17 protein-coding genes are annotated in these 16,127 nt (G+C 59.7%); 5 read left to right on the top strand and 12 right to left on the bottom strand.

What is annotated here, in order from left to right; translation table 11 throughout:
• Positions 1–21 precede the first annotated feature (21 nt).
• The 4 genes from JAO82_RS02515 (at position 22) to JAO82_RS02500 (ending at position 5,050) form a co-directional block, all read left to right on the top strand.
• Entirely contained in the window at positions 22–1,383 is a 1,362-nt protein-coding gene (locus tag JAO82_RS02515) for a hypothetical protein (RefSeq protein WP_198684747.1), read from the top strand.
• 26 nt (positions 1,384–1,409) lie between these two features.
• Positions 1,410–2,195: an electron transfer flavoprotein subunit beta/FixA family protein gene (locus JAO82_RS02510; RefSeq protein WP_198684746.1), complete on the top strand. Its 786-nt coding sequence runs from the start codon at positions 1,410–1,412 to the stop codon at positions 2,193–2,195.
• A 3-nt stretch (positions 2,196–2,198) separates the two neighbouring features.
• Positions 2,199–3,152, top strand: coding sequence for an electron transfer flavoprotein subunit alpha/FixB family protein (locus tag JAO82_RS02505; RefSeq protein WP_198684745.1), 954 nt, complete (start codon positions 2,199–2,201; stop codon positions 3,150–3,152).
• A gap of 299 nt (positions 3,153–3,451) precedes the next feature.
• A complete protein-coding gene (locus JAO82_RS02500) occupies positions 3,452–5,050 on the top strand; it encodes an APC family permease (protein WP_198684744.1) in 1,599 nt (532 codons plus the stop codon).
• Between the two features lie 171 nt (positions 5,051–5,221).
• Here the strand turns inward: JAO82_RS02500 and JAO82_RS02495 are convergent, their stop codons facing one another.
• The 12 genes from JAO82_RS02495 to JAO82_RS02440 all read right to left on the bottom strand — a co-directional run bounded on the left by JAO82_RS02495 (position 5,222) and on the right by JAO82_RS02440 (position 15,852).
• Positions 5,222–5,986 carry an amino acid ABC transporter ATP-binding protein gene (locus JAO82_RS02495; RefSeq protein WP_232897174.1) on the bottom strand — a complete coding sequence of 255 codons (765 nt, stop codon included), beginning with the start codon at positions 5,984–5,986 and terminating at the stop codon, positions 5,222–5,224.
• 14 nt (positions 5,987–6,000) lie between these two features.
• Positions 6,001–6,672 (bottom strand): amino acid ABC transporter permease, encoded by a 672-nt coding sequence (locus JAO82_RS02490; RefSeq protein ID WP_198684743.1) that lies wholly within the window; start codon positions 6,670–6,672, stop codon positions 6,001–6,003.
• Positions 6,673–6,797: 125 nt separating this feature from the next.
• A complete protein-coding gene (locus JAO82_RS02485) occupies positions 6,798–7,556 on the bottom strand; it encodes a transporter substrate-binding domain-containing protein (protein WP_198684742.1) in 759 nt (252 codons plus the stop codon).
• A gap of 230 nt (positions 7,557–7,786) precedes the next feature.
• The gene (locus tag JAO82_RS02480) at positions 7,787–7,999 is read right to left on the bottom strand and encodes a ribbon-helix-helix domain-containing protein (protein WP_198684741.1); all 213 of its coding nucleotides are present in this window, start codon (positions 7,997–7,999) and stop codon (positions 7,787–7,789) included.
• Positions 7,996–8,172 carry a DUF4169 family protein gene (locus JAO82_RS02475; protein ID WP_198684740.1) on the bottom strand — a complete coding sequence of 59 codons (177 nt, stop codon included), beginning with the start codon at positions 8,170–8,172 and terminating at the stop codon, positions 7,996–7,998. Before JAO82_RS02475 ends, JAO82_RS02480 begins: the two co-directional genes overlap by 4 nt.
• Positions 8,172–9,563, bottom strand: a complete 1,392-nt coding sequence (gene fumC / locus JAO82_RS02470; protein ID WP_198684739.1) for a class II fumarate hydratase — start codon at positions 9,561–9,563, stop codon at positions 8,172–8,174. Before fumC ends, JAO82_RS02475 begins: the two co-directional genes overlap by 1 nt.
• A gap of 100 nt (positions 9,564–9,663) precedes the next feature.
• Complete coding sequence (locus tag JAO82_RS02465) at positions 9,664–10,146, bottom strand: SspB family protein (RefSeq protein ID WP_198684738.1); 483 nt, start codon at positions 10,144–10,146, stop codon at positions 9,664–9,666.
• 179 nt (positions 10,147–10,325) lie between these two features.
• On the bottom strand, positions 10,326–10,619 hold the full coding sequence (locus JAO82_RS02460; RefSeq protein WP_232897173.1) for a GNAT family N-acetyltransferase: 294 nt from the start codon (positions 10,617–10,619) through the stop codon (positions 10,326–10,328).
• Positions 10,612–11,250: a 3-oxoacid CoA-transferase subunit B gene (locus tag JAO82_RS02455; protein WP_198684736.1), complete on the bottom strand. Its 639-nt coding sequence runs from the start codon at positions 11,248–11,250 to the stop codon at positions 10,612–10,614. Before JAO82_RS02455 ends, JAO82_RS02460 begins: the two co-directional genes overlap by 8 nt.
• Before the next feature lie 3 nt (positions 11,251–11,253).
• Positions 11,254–11,958 carry a CoA transferase subunit A gene (locus JAO82_RS02450; protein WP_198684735.1) on the bottom strand — a complete coding sequence of 235 codons (705 nt, stop codon included), beginning with the start codon at positions 11,956–11,958 and terminating at the stop codon, positions 11,254–11,256.
• Positions 11,959–12,057: 99 nt separating this feature from the next.
• Positions 12,058–14,697, bottom strand: coding sequence for a type I DNA topoisomerase (gene topA / locus JAO82_RS02445; RefSeq protein ID WP_198684734.1), 2,640 nt, complete (start codon positions 14,695–14,697; stop codon positions 12,058–12,060).
• 153 nt (positions 14,698–14,850) lie between these two features.
• The gene (locus JAO82_RS02440) at positions 14,851–15,852 is read right to left on the bottom strand and encodes a polyprenyl synthetase family protein (protein WP_198684733.1); all 1,002 of its coding nucleotides are present in this window, start codon (positions 15,850–15,852) and stop codon (positions 14,851–14,853) included.
• Between the two features lie 53 nt (positions 15,853–15,905).
• Here JAO82_RS02440 and JAO82_RS02435 point away from each other — a divergent pair, with 53 nt between their 5' ends.
• Positions 15,906–16,121: a putative signal transducing protein gene (locus JAO82_RS02435; protein WP_198684732.1), complete on the top strand. Its 216-nt coding sequence runs from the start codon at positions 15,906–15,908 to the stop codon at positions 16,119–16,121.
• The last annotated feature ends 6 nt before the right edge of the window (positions 16,122–16,127 follow it).

Below are 16,127 nucleotides of genomic sequence, written 5' to 3'. Positions count from 1 at the left end.
GGGCGTACGGAGAGACTGGTCATGGCTTTCGTAAGTGCCGCCGATGCGCTGATCAGCCGCCTTGTAGCATTGGGCGACCCCTACGCCGCACTCGGAGCCTATGACCATATGGGCGATGAAGAGCGGGCCATGTTGCAGGATATTGCCCTTGGCACGCGGCGCCAGCGGTTGATCGTGGCCGCTGCGCCCTATGCGCCAGCAGGGTTGCTCGAACTGCTTTCGCGCGAGGCGGATGCGGCGCTGGTCCTGCGATTGGCCAAAAACCCGGCCACGCCGGCGGATGCACTTGCGCGGCTACTGGCAGGGAACCCACCGGCGCGTGTTCGCCGTTATATCGCCGCACATGCCCACGCGGGGGAGCTTTTGACCCAGCTCGCACAGGACAATTCGATCGAGGTCCGGCGCGCGGTATCGGGCAATGCTGTCGCAACAACCGAGATCGTCGCCGCTCTCGCCATCGAAGACGACGGGTTGATCGCGCGCAATGTCGCGGCTGCCCCCAATGCGGATGCCGCGACCCTGCAACAACTCTGGCATGTGGGGGACGCATGGGTGCGCGCGGATGTCGCCGCGCATCCGGGCTGCCCGCCCGAGATCCTTTCCCAAGCCGAAACGTCGGATGATGCACTTATTCGCCGCAAATGCGCTTCCAATCCGGCGCTGCCCGAAGCGATGCTGATGCGTCTGCTGGAGGATCCCGATGAGCAGGTGCGCGGGGCCGCGGTGCGCAATACCGCAATTTCGGGCGAGCAGCTTGACGATGCCGACGATCCTTCGGCCAAGGTTCGGCGCTTGTTTGCCCGCCGCACCCGGCTTCTCGAGGCTGTAATCGCGCGGCTGGCGGCTGACCCAGACGACTGGGTCCGGCGCTGGATCGCGCGCAATTCGGACGTGCCGGCCGAGTTGCTGGAACAATTGGCCAAAGATCCTGCGGCCGCTGTGCGGCGCAGTGTTGCCCGCAACCCGGCCTGTCCACCGGATATCCTTTCCGCCCTCGCAGCCGACCCGGAATCTTGGGTGCGCGCCGGTGTGGCGCTTTGCGAGGACGCCCCTGACAAGGCGATTGCGGCACTGCTTGATGACGGTGACCGTGACGTGCTGGGGGCCTTGGGGCGTAATCCGCGCACGCCGCCCGAGCAGCTTTTGGTAATCGCCCGCCACCAAGACAAGGATGTGCGCCGCTCGGTTGCCTTCAATCGAGCGGCACCCCAGGAGGCTCTCGCCGTACTGGCCGACGATACCTATCCGTTGAACCGCGCGACCCTGGCCAGCCGCAAAGATCTGACGGCACTACTCGCCGAGCGTCTGCTGGAGGACCCAGAGCCACAAGTGCGCTTTGCCGCTGCGGCAAATCTGGCGCGCACCGCCGCAACCCAAACCTGAAAAAGCAATAGGAGTGGAGCACTAACATGAAAATACTGGTAACGGTAAAACAAGTTGCCGCGCTCGACGACGAGTTCGAGTTGCGCGATGACGGTCGTGATGTCGACGAAGACTTCTTCGAGGAAGATCTCAACGAGTTTGACCATTACTCGGTTGAGGAGGCGCTGCTGATCAAGGAGGCAGCTGGCGACGATGCCGAAGTGGTCATTGTCACGGTCGGGAACGAGGATACCGATGACGCCTTGCGCACGGCGCTTGCGAAGGGGGCAGATCGCGGGATTCGTATCTGGGATGAGTCACTTGCCGACGCGGATGGAATCGCGGTCGCTAAGGTGCTGGCGAAAGTCGTTGAACGCGAAAAGCCCGATATGGTCTTTACCGGCGCTCAGTCGGCAGATTTTGGCTCGGCTGTGACCGGAATGGCGCTGGCCGGATTGTTGGGGTGGCCTCATGCCGCCGTGGTCTGCAATCTGGAATATTCGCCGGGCTCGGACACCGCGACATTGCGGCGCGAACTTGAGGGTGGCCTTGAAGAGATCATGACGGTCCGTTGTCCGGCGGTGCTGTCCATCCAGCTAGGCATCAATGAGCCGCGCTATGCATCGCTGCGCGGCATCAAGCAGGCCAAGCAAAAGCCGGTGGACGAGTTGACGCTGGACGATCTGGGCCTTGCTGCTGACGGGGTCACATCGGCATCGCGGGTCCGACGCATGTATGCGCCGGAAAAAGGACAGGCCGAATTGATCACCGGTTCCGCTGCCGAGCAGGCGACGCGGCTTGCCGAAATCATCAAAGAATTGCGGGGAATGTAAACTATGGCAAATCTGATTGTTATTGCTGAGCAGCGTGACGGAGAGCTTCGCGAGACCTCACTGGAAACCATCGCGGCACTGACAAGCATCAAACAGGCGGATGACAAATTGGCGGTTGCCATCATTGCCGCGGATCCGCAGGCACATGTGCAGGCGCTTTCGGTTGACGGGGTCGATGAAGTGGTCGCCGTCAAGGCGACGGATGATTTCCAGCCCGATTTGACCGAGGCGGTGATTGTCGAACTCGCCAAAGAGCGCAAACCCAGCGTGATCGCCGTGGCCCACGGGGTTGATGCCTGGTCTTTTGCGCCTGCGGCTGCGGTAAAGCTGGACTCTGGCCTGGCCACCGACGTGATGGGGCTGAAGGTCGAGGACGGTGAGCTTGTCGCCACGCGCGCAGGCTACGCCGAAAAGGTTTTGGTCGACATCGACTTTCCCGAAAAAGAAACGGTGCTGTTGACGGTTCGTACGAATGTGTTCGAACCGGCCGCTGGCTCGGGGTCGCCAGAAGTGACCGAAATGGCCCCGCCCGAGGCTGATGTGGCCACCACGCACGAAGGCTGGAAGCCGCCCGCCGATGCCGGTGGCATTGATATTGGCGGTGCCGAATTCATCCTCTCGATCGGACGCGGTGTCGGCGACGAGAGCAATGTCGAAGAGTTCCAGGAACTGGCTGAAAACATGGGGGCCACGCTCGGCTGTTCGCGCCCTATCGCCGACAATGGCTGGCTGCCCAAGGCCCATCAGGTGGGACAATCCGGGCAACTGGCCGCGAATTGCAAGCTCTATATCGCTATGGGGGTGTCGGGCTCGGTCCAGCACCAATGGGGTATGAAACATGTCGAGAACATCGTTGCTGTAAACACCGACCCAGAAGCGTCGATCTTCTCAATTGCCCGATACGGCATCGTTGGCGATATGTTCGAGATCGCCGAAGAGCTTGAAAACCATTTCTGAACCCATTTGGCGGAGGCGGCACCCCAGCGGTGTTTCCTCCGCCGGACTGACACAAATGGCTTAAGAACGGATGCGGTTGCTGATGGCCGAAAATATGCAGGAAATCAAAAATATCCAAGACGATCGTCGCAGCGACGCCTCTGCTGCCGTCGATTACCTGCTGTGATTTCCGGGCATCCAGTAAGTGAAAGGGGTGAGATTAGACGCGGCCAATAACACAAGATCGACAGCATTAATCACCAATAAAAACCTATCAAGGGCGGTGGCACGATCAGTTTAAACCAACAAGGAGTTTAGTGATGAGTACGACTAGCGGACAAGGCGAAGTGGCAGACGCCTCCGGCGGCTTGCATCGAAGCATTGGCTGGAAGGATGCGTTCTGGATGGCGTCAGGGGTTCCGGCGCTGGTGTTGTTTTCAATCGGTGGCATCGCGGCCACCGTCGGCAACCCGTCTTGGGTGATCTGGATACTTTCGGTGTCCTTCGGGTTTCTCGGGGCGTTCGTCTATGCCGAGATCGCCGGGCTGTTTCCCAGCAAGTCCGGTGGCGCATCGGTCTATGGTGCGGCGGCCTGGATCCGCTACTCCAAGTTTGTCGCGCCGCTGTCGGTTTGGTGCAACTGGCTGGCCTGGACACCAGTTCTGGCGATTGGCGGCGGTCTCGGCGCGGGCTATTTGCTGACCGCGTTATTTGGTGCTGACGCTGCCATTAATGAATGGCGGATCACGCTGGTTGACCTTGGGTTCCTCAAGGAAGAACTGTCGCTGCGGATCGACGCCACCTCAATCACTGGCACGATCATTTTGCTGCTCGTATTCGCGATTCAGCACAAGGGGATCTCGGCAGCGGCGAAGGTTCAGACGATCATTGGATTGGCGGTCCTGATCCCGCTGTTGATCGTGGGCTTTGTGCCGATCCTGTCGGGCGATGTGTTGGCCGAAAACCTGGTGCCGCTGGTACCGATTTCAGGGGCGTGGGATATTGAGGGGACGACGCTGTTCCTGGGCGGGTTGTTCATTGCGGCCTGGTCGGCCTATGCGTTCGAGACCGCGATCTGCTATACAAGCGAGTTCCGAGATCCCAGCCGGGACACGGTGCGCGCAATCCTAGCAGCCGGTGCGGTCTGTATCCTGATCTACACCGTGGTGCCGCTGGCCTTTCAGGGGTTCCTCGGGGTGGATGGCATCTTGCAGCCCGGCGTCGAGGACGGTTCGGCGGTGGCCGGGGTGATGGCCAATATGGTCGCCGGGGGCAACACGATCGTGACCCGTGTGATGGTGGTGATGCTGTTTCTGGCTTTGACACTGGCAATCATGACATCGATGGCGGGCTCGTCGCGCACCCTGTTCCAGGGGTCGGTCGATGGCTGGCTGCCACGGTTTCTGTCGCACGCCAACCACCACGGCGCGCCGACCAATGCGATGTGGACCGATTTGGTCTTTAACCTCGTATTGCTGATGATGTCGGACTACCTGTTCGTTCTGGCGGTCTCGAACTGCTGTTATCTGGTGTTCAACTTCCTTAACCTGCATGCAGGCTGGATCCACCGGATCGATAACGCCAATGCGCACCGTCCGTGGAAAGCGCCGACGATCATGCTGTGGATCGGTGGGTTCCTGTCGTTTGTGAACGCCGTTCTATTGGGGGCGGGCGCCAACGTCTGGGGCAAGGGCACGCTGTTGTCCGCGGGTATCGCTATCGCGCTGATCCTGCCCGTGTTTGCCTGGCGTCATTACGTGACGGATAAAGGTGAATTCCCCGACAAGATGCTCGAGGACCTCAAGGTTGGCGGCAATCCCGACCTGTCGGTGCGCAAAGCCGGAATGCTGCCATATCTGACACTGGCCGCAGGTATCGCAGTGGTCTTCATCTCAAACCAGATCTTCCAGCTGGGGTGAGATTGCGGAGGAACAGCAGCTGAACTCAGGTGCTGTGATCAGAGTGCGGGCTCCCGGCGATCGATCGTCGGGAGCCCGTAAATGTTTTTGGCTGCACGAAGCAAAGACTTACAGCCACGCCGCGACAGCCAGTCCGGTGATCTGCTGTTCGTCAGCCATCACTGAGTCGGGTCAATGCGTGAGAACGCGGGAGAGGAAGCTCTGGGTACGCTCGTTTTGCGGGTTGTCAAAGACCTCATCAGGCGTGCCTTGCTCAATGATCTCACCCTGATGGATATAGATCACGCGATCGGCGACCTCGCGCGCAAAGTTCATCTCGTGGGTGACAATGACCATGGTCATGCCATCGCGGGCCAGTTCGCGCATGGCATCAAGCACCTCGCCGATCATTTCCGGATCGAGCGCTGATGTCGGCTCGTCGAACAGCATTAGGCGCGGTTCCATCGCCAGCGCACGGGCCAGCGCCACACGTTGTTGCTGGCCGCCCGAAAGCTGGGCCGGATATTTGCTGGCCTGATCGGCAATGCCGACCCGTTCGAGCAACCGGTGGGCGGTATTCATCGCCTCTTCACGGCTGGCCTGGCGGACTTTCCTTGGGGCAAGCGTCACGTTTTCGAGCACGCTGAGATGCGGGAACAGGTTGAATTGCTGAAACACCATGCCGACTTCGGTGCGGATCTCCTGCAAGGCTTGACTGGCCTTGCCGTGCGGTTTGAGAACCTTGCCGTCGACGTCAAGATACCCCTGTTGGAATTCTTCCAGCCCGTTGATGCAGCGAATCAACGTCGATTTGCCCGAGCCGCTCGCCCCGATGATGACCACAACCTCGCCGGGGATAACGGCCAGGTCGACATCCTTCAGAACATGTAGCGGACCGAAATGTTTGTTCAGCTTCTCCATCCGCACAATAGGTTTGGCGGTTGAGTTAGTCTTCATGGTGTCAGTTCTTTTCATTGACCCACCAGCCCCTTGCGTTCGAGCATCCGCAGTGCGAGCGACAGCGTCAGGGTGATAACGAGATAGAGCAGGGCGACCATCAAATAGACTTCAAGCGCGCGAAAAGTCGTGGCGATGTAGATCTGCCCCTGACGGACCAATTCACCGACCCCGATAACGGCGAACAGTGACGTGTCTTTGATGCTGATGATGCCCTGATTGCCCAATGCAGGGATCATCCGGCGAAAGGCCTGGGGCCAGATCACATAACGAAAGGTCTTCACCCGCGAAAGGCCCAGCGACAGCCCAGCCTCGCGTTGGCCGCGGGCGATGGATTGCACGCCGCCCCGGACAACCTCGGAGATATAGGCACCCGAATTCACCGCGATTGCGGCGATACCGGCGGTGATTGCATCGATTGGGCCGCCGAGTAGTTGTGGCAGCCCATAAAAGATGAACAGAACCTGAACCAGCACCGGCGTGCCGCGAAAGATCTCGATATAAGCGATGGCAGGCCAGCGCAACCAGAACGCAGGGGATATGCGCAGCAAGCCAAAGATGATGCCGATGACAAAGCCGATAGCCAACCCAACAAACGAGATCAGCAGCGTGTAGGGGATACCTTTCAGAAGGTACGGGATCGAGGCGAAAGCAGCCTGCCAGTCGAATTGAAAGGTAATGTCCAAGGTCGAGGCTCCGCAACGGGCAAAAGATAAGGCGGTCCAGCCTCCCTCGAGGTGTAACCCGAAGGAGGCAAGACCGTCAAAATGACGAAAGGCTCATGCCGGTGAGCATGAGGTGACCTGGCGCGTTACTCGCCGCTGCTGCCGAACCACTTGGAGTGGATCTCGTCATAGGTTCCATCCTCACGCATGGCCGCCAGTGCTTCGTTGCTGGGCTCAAGAAGGTTGCTGCCTTTGACGAAGGCGATCCCATATTGCTGGCCTTCATAAAGTGGACCGACGACTTTGACGCGGCCTTCGCCACGGGTTTTGGAAAAATAACCCACATTGGGTGCGTCGTAGAATACCGCATCGACGCTGCCGCCAAGCAACGCCATATACATGTCGCTTGATCCCGGATAAGGTGTGATCGTCGCGCTGTCGCCAAGATTGTTGGTGAGATAGTCAAAGCTGGTCGAGCCGATCTTAGTGCCAATTTTCATACCGGCCAGATCGTCGACGGTTTCGACCGCGTCCTGATCCGCACCGACCAGAATTCGCAAACCACTGTCGTAATAGGGGTCCGAGAAGTCCACGACCTGCGCACGCTCATCAGTGATCGTGATGCCAGCGATGGCGATATCCACGGTGCCGGTCTGAACTGCCGGGATGATGCCGTTGAAATCCATCGTGTTGAGCTCATATTCAAAACCGGCGCGCTCAGCGATTTCGCGGATGATGTCCATATCAAAGCCGACCATCTCGCCGGTTTCCTGATCCAACATCTCGAAAGGAACAAAGCTGGGGTCGGTGGCCACTTTGGCTGTCTCGGCTGCGGCCATGCTGCTTAGCGTCATGCCAAGACCCACGAAGCTTGCCCGTGCAAAATTCTTGAGTTTATATTTCATCATCTTCCCCATTGCCTATTGGAAATAGTCCGTTTCTGAGTGTCGAACATGGGCTCCACAGTGACGAGTCGCCTATTACGCGTCAACCCGAATCCCCCGTGGGCTCATCCAATTGGTTCTCTTGGTCGTCGGTGCAGTCTATTGCCAGAAAGGGGCTTTGACGCCTATGGGGCAGCCGCTGGACGTCACCCTAATGCGGCAAGGCTGGACCACACCTGTCGCCCGGTTGTTCAGTCCTGCAAGCGGCGCAGCACGAAGAGCCGGATCGCCGAGGCCAGCCCGCAGTCCGTGCCGCGCTCAGCGTCAATTTCGGCAGCAAGATCGTTGATCGCACGTCCTTCACGCGCCGCAATCTCGCGGAAGGCTGTCCAGAACTCGTCTTCAAGCGAAACCGAGGTGCGATGGCCGCGCAGGGTCAGCGAATGTTTGCGGGGGCGGCTCATCCCTCGCGCTTGTGTCCGTCCAGATCGCGGGCGGCCTTGTCGCGGCGCGCCCGGTCGGCCTCGCGCGCTGCCTTGCTGCGCCCGAACCGCGCCGCGTTTTCGTCGGCGCGGGCCTTTTTCGCGTCTCGCGCCCTTTGCTTGCGCACCCGGTTCAGATTGACCGGCTGCGCCATCACTTGGGCCCGATCATCTGCTCGGGGCGCACTACGCGCTCGAACGTCTCTTCATCGACGAACCCGAGATTGATTGCCTCTTGCTTCAGGGTCGTGCCGTTTTTATGCGCGGTCTTGGCCACTGTGGTCGCGTTGTCATAGCCAATCTCGGGTGCAAGCGCGGTGACCAGCATCAGCGACTCGTGCAGCAATTTGTCGATCCGTTCGCGGTCGGCCTGCAGCCCTTCGATCAGGTTATCCGTGAACGCAGCCGCTGCATCGCCGAGAAGCTGCATGGACTGTAGCACGTTATAGGCCATCATCGGCTTGTAGACGTTCAGTTCGAAATGTCCCTGCGACCCGGCGAAACCCACAGCGGCATCATTGCCCATGACCTGTGCGCAGACTTGGGTCAGCGCCTCACATTGGGTCGGGTTGACCTTGCCCGGCATAATCGAACTGCCCGGTTCGTTTTCGGGCAGAATCAATTCGCCCAATCCGCAACGCGGCCCCGAGCCGAGAAAACGGATATCGTTGGCGATCTTGAACAGGCTGGCGGCGACGGTTCTCAGATGACCGGAAATCTCGACCATCGCGTCGCGGGCGGCCAGCGCCTCGAACTTGTTTGGGGCGGTGACAAAGGGCAGTCCGGTGATCGCGGCCATGTTAGCCGCAACTTTTTCGCCCCAGCCCTTGGGCGAGTTCAGCCCGGTGCCAACAGCGGTGCCGCCTTGCGCCAATTCGTAGATCCGGCCCAGACCGTCCTTGACGCGCGCAATTCCCATGGCGACCTGATGGGCATAGCCGGAAAATTCCTGCGATAGGGTCAGCGGCGTGGCATCCTGGGTATGGGTGCGCCCGATCTTGATGATTCCGTCGAATTGCTCGACTTTGGCCAGCAACCCGGCGTGTAGCTTTTCCAGCCCCGGCAACAACACGTCACGCGCCATGGTGGCGGTGGCGATATGCATGGCGGTTGGGAAGGTGTCGTTGCTCGACTGGCCCATATTCACGTGATCGTTGGGATGCACCGGCTCCTTCGAGCCGATTTCGCCGCCCATGATCTCAATGGCACGGTTGGCGATCACTTCATTGGCGTTCATGTTCGATTGCGTGCCCGAGCCGGTTTGCCACACGACCAACGGGAAATTGTCGTCGAGCTTGCCCTCAATTACCTCGCCGGCGGCGGCGATGATGGCCTTGCCGCGGTCGTCGTCCAGCTTGCCCAGATCGATATTGGCCTGTGCACAGGCTTTCTTGACGACTGCCAGCGCGCGGATAATGGCGGTTGGCTGGCGTTCCCAACCGATGGGGAAGTTGCGGATCGACCTTTGGGTCTGTGCGCCCCAGTATCTGTCCGCCGGCACCTCAAGCGGGCCGAAACTGTCTGTTTCTGTGCGGGTCTGGGACATTTATCATCTCCGTGTGGTCGACGGCTACAGGCCGTTTGCGCGCCGTGCCAGTCAAATACGGACGGGCAGGTATACGCATCGTGTTTGCGACAGGTGTCGCCTATTTGCGAAAAGAGTCCAGCGATACGACCTGCGCGTCCGACTTGGCGGCATCCTCGGGCGTTTCGCGGGCATGATCGGTATTGATCGCCGGGCTGGGCTGAGCTTCGTCTTCGGACAGATCCTCATCCTCGGGGTTTTCAAACCGCAGCCCGAATTCCACCGATGGATCCACGAAAGTCTTGATCGCCTCATAGGGGATATACAGCGGTTCCGGTGCATCACCGAAATTGAGCGTAATCGAAAACCCCTCGGGCCCCACGTCAAGATTGTCATACCAGTGCTGCATAACCACTGTCATCTCGCTGGGATAGCGATCCGACAGCCAATCCGCCAGTTCAGCATCAGGATGCCCGGTGTCGAAAGTGATAAAGAAATGATGCGCCCCGGGCAGGCCGTTCTCAGCTACGTCCTGCAACACGGATTTTATGAGACCACGCATGGCCTGATGCATCAAGTTACCGTAATCGATGTCGCGCGCCATTTAGTACCCTTGCATGTTTGCGCCAAGCATAAGGCATTCGATGCAAAACAAAAGGGTGTCCGCCATTTTTCCTTACGGGCAATGGCTGTTGCAAATTATCTTTCATGAGCAATGATTTGTGCCCGAGTATGGGCGCAGCCGATCCGCCCCAGATGCGTAGGTGCGGCGGCGAGTCGAGGTCAACTCTCGAAAGCGTCGGCCCAATCCGGATGGCGGTTGCGCATCGCTTCGACAAAGGGGCAGGTGGGGCGGATATGATAGCCGCCAGCGCGTGCATCCTCGACCATCCGCTTCACAAGTGCCGCCCCCGCGCCGGTGTGGCGCATGGCATCAGGTACGCCGGTATGGTCGGCCAAGATTAGATCGGGCGAGGCAATTTGATAGGTCAGTTCCGCCTCGGCCCCGTCGCGGCGCAGGGCGTAGCGGCCCCCGTCGGGCCCGCGTTCATGGGCAATGGATTCAGGCTCAGACAATCGTTGCCTCGGTCGCGGCGCGGATATCGGCTTCGGTGATGCCATCGGCGGTTTCGATCAATTGCAGGCCGCCTTCGGCCACATCCAATACACCCAGATTGGTAATGATGCGGTCCACCACGCCGGTTCCGGTCAGCGGAAGGGTGCATGTCTTGAGCAATTTGGACTCCCCGGCCTTGTTGGTGTGATCCATCACGACGATCACACGCCGCACGCCGGCGACCAAATCCATCGCACCGCCCATGCCCTTGACCAGCTTGCCGGGGATCATCCAGTTCGCCAGATCGCCGTTTTCAGCCACCTCCATCGCGCCCAGAATGGCGGCAGCGATCTTGCCGCCGCGAATCATGCCAAAACTGGTCGCACTGTCGAAATAGGAGGTGCGGCTCAACTCGGTTATCGTCTGCTTGCCGGCGTTGATCAGATCCGGGTCTTCCTCGCCCTCAAAAGGGAAGGGACCCATGCCCAACATGCCGTTTTCCGATTGCAGGGTAATGTCCTTGTCGCCGACATAGTTCGCCACCAGCGTGGGTATCCCGATGCCGAGATTTACATACCAGCCATCTTCCAGTTCTTCTGCCGCGCGGGCGGCCATCTGGTTGCGATCCCAGCCCTTGATGTCATTGGCCATGGTTTACGCCTCTTCGCGCTTGCGGGTGGTGCGCTGTTCGATGCGCTTTTCATGATCCCCCTGAATTAGGCGATGCACATAGATGCCGGGTAGATGGATGCCATCAGGATCAAGGCTGCCGCGCGGCACGATTTCCTCGACCTCGGCGACGCAGATCTTGCCGCACATCGCTGCGGGCGGGTTGAAATTGCGCGCGGTCTTTCGAAATATCAGATTGCCGGTGTCGTCGGCTTTCCAGGCCTTGACGATGGCAAGATCAGCGACGATTCCGCGTTCCAGAATATAGGTTTCGCCGTCGAAATCCTTGTGCTCCTTGCCTTCGGCGATCTGGGTGCCGACACCGGTCTTGGTATAGAAGCCGGGGATGCCGCTGCCACCGGCGCGCATGCGTTCAGCCAAGGTGCCCTGAGGAGTAAATTCCAGTTCCAGTTCGCCGCTCAGGTACTGGCGCATGAATTCGGCGTTCTCACCGACATAGGACGAGATCATCTTCTTGACCTGTCTGGTCTGCAGCAAGACGCCGAGCCCAAAATCGTCCACGCCTGCATTATTCGACGCGACGGTCAAATCCTTGGTACCGGCATCGCGGATCGCCGCGATCAGAAATTCAGGAATGCCGCTGAGGCCAAAACCACCGGCCGCGATCAGCATGCCATCACGCAGCAGCCCGTCGAGAGCCTGCTCGGCGGTGCCATACACCTTCTTCATCGAATACCCCTTAACAACGCTGCTGCCTTGGTTGTGCCGTTGCAGGGGTTCAGTGTCAACAAAACAAGAAGGCCTGCGCCCCAATCGGGGCGCTTGCGATCACGTTTCGGGGGCTTTCGTTGTCGTCTTTTTTGCCGCCGCCTTTTTTGCAGCAGGTTTCTTGGTTGCGGTCTTCTTGGCCGCGGTCTTTTTGGCGGCGGGTTTCTTGGCTGCGGGTTTTTTCTTGCCCGATTTGGCGGCTTTCTCGGCGATCAGTTCCACCGCCATTTCCATGGAGACATCCTCAGGCGGTGTTTCCTTGGGCAAAGTTGCGTTGATCTTTTCCCACTTCACATAGGGGCCATATTTGCCATCCATGATATTTACAGCGCCGCCCGCATCAGGATGTTCGCCCAGTTCGCGCAGCGGTTTGGCGGCCCGCCCACGCCCGCCCCGGCTGGCCTTCTTTTCGGCCAGAAGCTGCACAGCGCGGTTCATCCCGACGGTGAACACCTCGTCGATGCTTTCCAGATTGGCGTTGGTGCCGCCGCGCTCGGAGGTGCTTTCAGCATGTTTCAGATATGGCCCATACCGGCCGATATTCGACCATATCATGACCCCGTCTTCGGGATGGGGGCCGATCGGGCGGGGCAGTGAAAGCAGCATCAGCGCCCGATCCAGCTCCAGCTCCTCGGGGGCCCAGTCCTTGGGGATCGACTGCCGCGGGGGCTTTTTGTTGTCTTCGGTCACCTCGCCACGCTGGACGTAAGGTCCGAACCGACCTTTGAAGACACGGATCGCGTCGCCCTCGTCATGGCCCAGCAACTTGCCCTCGGGGGGGATCGCCGAATCTTCTTCCATGCCCGGCGGTCCGAACGGCCGAGTATAGCGGCATTCAGGATAGCTCGAGCAGCCGATGAATGCGCCACCGGCGCGCGCGGTGCGCATAGACAGCCGCCCCTTACCGCAATGCGGGCACAGGCGCGGATCGCTGCCATCTTCGGTTGCGGGAAACAGATGCGGTTCCAGCACCTCGTTGATCTTTTCGAGTACATCCGTGATGCGCAATTCGCTGGTTTCGGCAATAGCGGCCGAGAAATCTCGCCAGAAGCGCGCCAGCACCTCTTTGTAATCTTCGTCACCCGCGCTGATGTGATCCAGTTGGTCCTCAAGCGCCGCGGTGAAATCGTAACCGACATAACGGCGGAAATAGTTTTCCAAAAAGGCCGTCACCAATCGGCCCTTGTCTTCAGGGATCAGCCGGTTCTTTTCCTTGCGCACATAGCCGCGATCTTGGATCGTCGTGACGATGCTGGCATAGGTCGAGGGGCGGCCAATGCCCAGTTCTTCCATTTTCTTGACCAGCGTTGCCTCGGTATAGCGCGGCGGGGGCTGGGTGAAGTGCTGGTCGGGCGTGACGCTGCGCTTGTCGGCCTTTTCACCTTGGGAAATTTGCGGCAGGCGCTTGTCGTCGTCCTCGACCACTGCGTCGTCGCGCCCCTCCTCATAGACCCGTAGAAAGCCGTCGAACAGCATCACCTGTCCGTTTGCGCGCAGTTCGATCTGGCCATCCTGGCTGGCGATATCGACTGTCGTGCGCTCCATGCGGGCGCTTTCCATCTGGCAGGCCAGTGTGCGCTTCCAGATCAGATCATACAGGTTGCGCTGATCGGCGTCCGACAGCTTCAGCGCCTCGACATCGCGCGCCATGTCAGTGGGGCGGATGCACTCGTGCGCCTCTTGCGCGTTCTTGGCCTTATTCTTGTAGATGCGGGGCGATTTCGGCACGTAATCGGCGCCAAAGCGATCCTTGATCGCGTCGCGGGCGGCAGTGACAGCCTCGGGAGCCATGTCAATGCCGTCGGTCCGCATATAGGTGATGTGCCCAGCCTCATATAGCCGCTGCGCTGCGCTCATCGCCTGGCGCGCACCCATGCCAAATTTGCGGCTGGCCTCTTGTTGCAAGGTGGAGGTCATGAAGGGAGCAGCCGGGTTGCGGCTGGCCGGTTTCGCCTCGACCGATTTCACCGTCAGATCGCGGCTGGTGATTGCCTGCACCGCCAATTCGGCCTGGGTTTCGTTTTCGATGTCGAAACGTTCCAGCTTTTTGCCCGCCAGAACCGTCAGCCGCGCCTCATATTCCTGCCCGCGCGGCGTGGCCAGCACTGCTTTGACGGTCCAGTATTCGCGGGCGCGAAACGCCTCGATCTCCATCTCGCGCTCGACGATCAGCCTGAGCGTGACAGATTGCACGCGTCCCGCCGACCGCGCGCCGGGCAGCTTGCGCCAGAGCACCGGCGAGAGATTGAAACCGACCAGATAATCAAGCGCGCGGCGGGCCAGATAGGCCTCGACCAATGGCATATCCACCTGCCGTGGGTTCGCCATCGCTTTTTGCACCGCGTCTTTGGTGATCGCGTTGAAGGTGACACGCGAGACCGGGGTGTCCTTCTTGATCGAGCGGCGCTTGGTCAGCGCCTCTTGCAGGTGCCAACTGATCGCCTCACCTTCGCGGTCGGGGTCAGTGGCGAGGATCAGTTCGCCGTCTTCGGCCAGCGCGTCGGCAATCGCCTTGACGTGTTTCTTACTGTCGCTGGCGATTTCCCATTTCATGTCGAAATTATTGTCGGGATCGACCGATCCGTCCTTCGGCGGCAGGTCGCGGACATGCCCATAGGACGCCAGAACCGTGTAACCGGGGCCGAGATATTTGTTAATGGTCTTGGCCTTGGCCGGGGATTCTACAACAACGACGGGCATTTAGGTGAAAACCTCCTACGGCGAAACTGGCGCGGTCTATGGCGGGGCAACATGTGGGCGGCAAGGTCGAAATGTCAATGCGTCGGTTTTGCGGCGCTTTTCCAACGTCGCAGAGCGCCTGAAACAGTCGCCTTGTCCATTGGTGTCCGGGCGTCAGGCCAATCGGGCGACGACGTAATCGGCAAGATCGTGTAATAGGGTGCGGATCCGGTGATCGGGCAGGGCGGCTATTGCAGATTTCGCCGTGTCCGCCCAATGTCTGGCATCATTCCGGGTGGCGGCTAAGGTGTTGTATTTCGCCATCAACTCAAGAGCGTGATCCAGATCGCGGGCGTCTTGTCGGCCCAGTTCGATGGTACGCTTCCAAAAGGCGCGCTCGTCCTCGGTGGCCTGACCGACGGCCTTAATAACAGGCAGCGTCAATTTGCGTTCGCGAAAGTCGTCCCCGATGTTTTTGCCCGTGGCCGTGCTATCGCCTTGATAGTCCAGCAGATCATCGGCGATCTGAAAGGCGATTCCCAAGGCGTCTCCGTAATTGAACAAAGCCCGCACATGATCGTCGGGTGCGTTGGCGATGACTGCGCCAGATTCGGTTGCCGCCGAGAACAGGGCCGCCGTCTTGCCGCGCACGATCTGAAGATAGATGTCTTCATCCGTGGCCAGATTCTGGGCTGCGCTGAGTTGCAGAACCTCGCCTTCGGCGATGGTGGCGGCGGCATTGGACAGGATCTCAAGCACCCGCAGATTGCCGGGCTCGACCATCAGTTGGAAGCTGCGCGCGAACAGGTAATCGCCAACCAGAACGCTGGATTTGTTGTCCCACAGAAGGTTTGCAGTGGGCCGTCCGCGACGCTGGGCGCTTTCGTCCACCACGTCGTCATGCAGCAGCGTTGCAGTGTGGATAAACTCGACCGTGGCGGCAAGGTGGATGTGCCAAGGGCCGTCGTAACCACATAACCGCGCCGCCGCCAGCGTCAGCATCGGACGCAGGCGTTTACCGCCGGCTTCGACCAGATGCGCGGTGACCTCGGGGATGCGCGGCGCATGACGCGATTCCATCCGCGCCCGGATCAGGGCGTTGACGGCTACTAGGTCGTCGGCCAGTTCTTTGGCCAGACGGTCGTGAGGTCTTGCGACGATTGCGCTGTCCGTCATGCGTTCATTTCCCGGCTCGACATCGTTACTGCGTTGCCCTTAGATCATGTTTAATGAAAGAACTTTTGCGCACCACCGACCTGACAGTCATGGCATTTGCATCGGCTCTTCTACAGGGCGAGGCTATAGACTGCTTTGAAATGGACGTAAACATGAGCGTCTTAGAGGGCGGTATCGGAGCTTTTCCCCGTCGCATGATGGTGCGCGAGGCGGACTATGATCGTGCGTTGCGGGTTATGCGCGACAACGAAATCCTGCCCAGCAATTGAGCGCGG

This window comes from Pontibaca salina, from assembly GCF_016307205.1.
GTDB classification, from domain to species: Bacteria; Pseudomonadota; Alphaproteobacteria; order Rhodobacterales; family Rhodobacteraceae; genus Pontibaca; species Pontibaca salina.
Note: the sequence above shows the minus strand (reverse complement) of the source record. Positions and strands in the feature narration are given on the sequence as shown.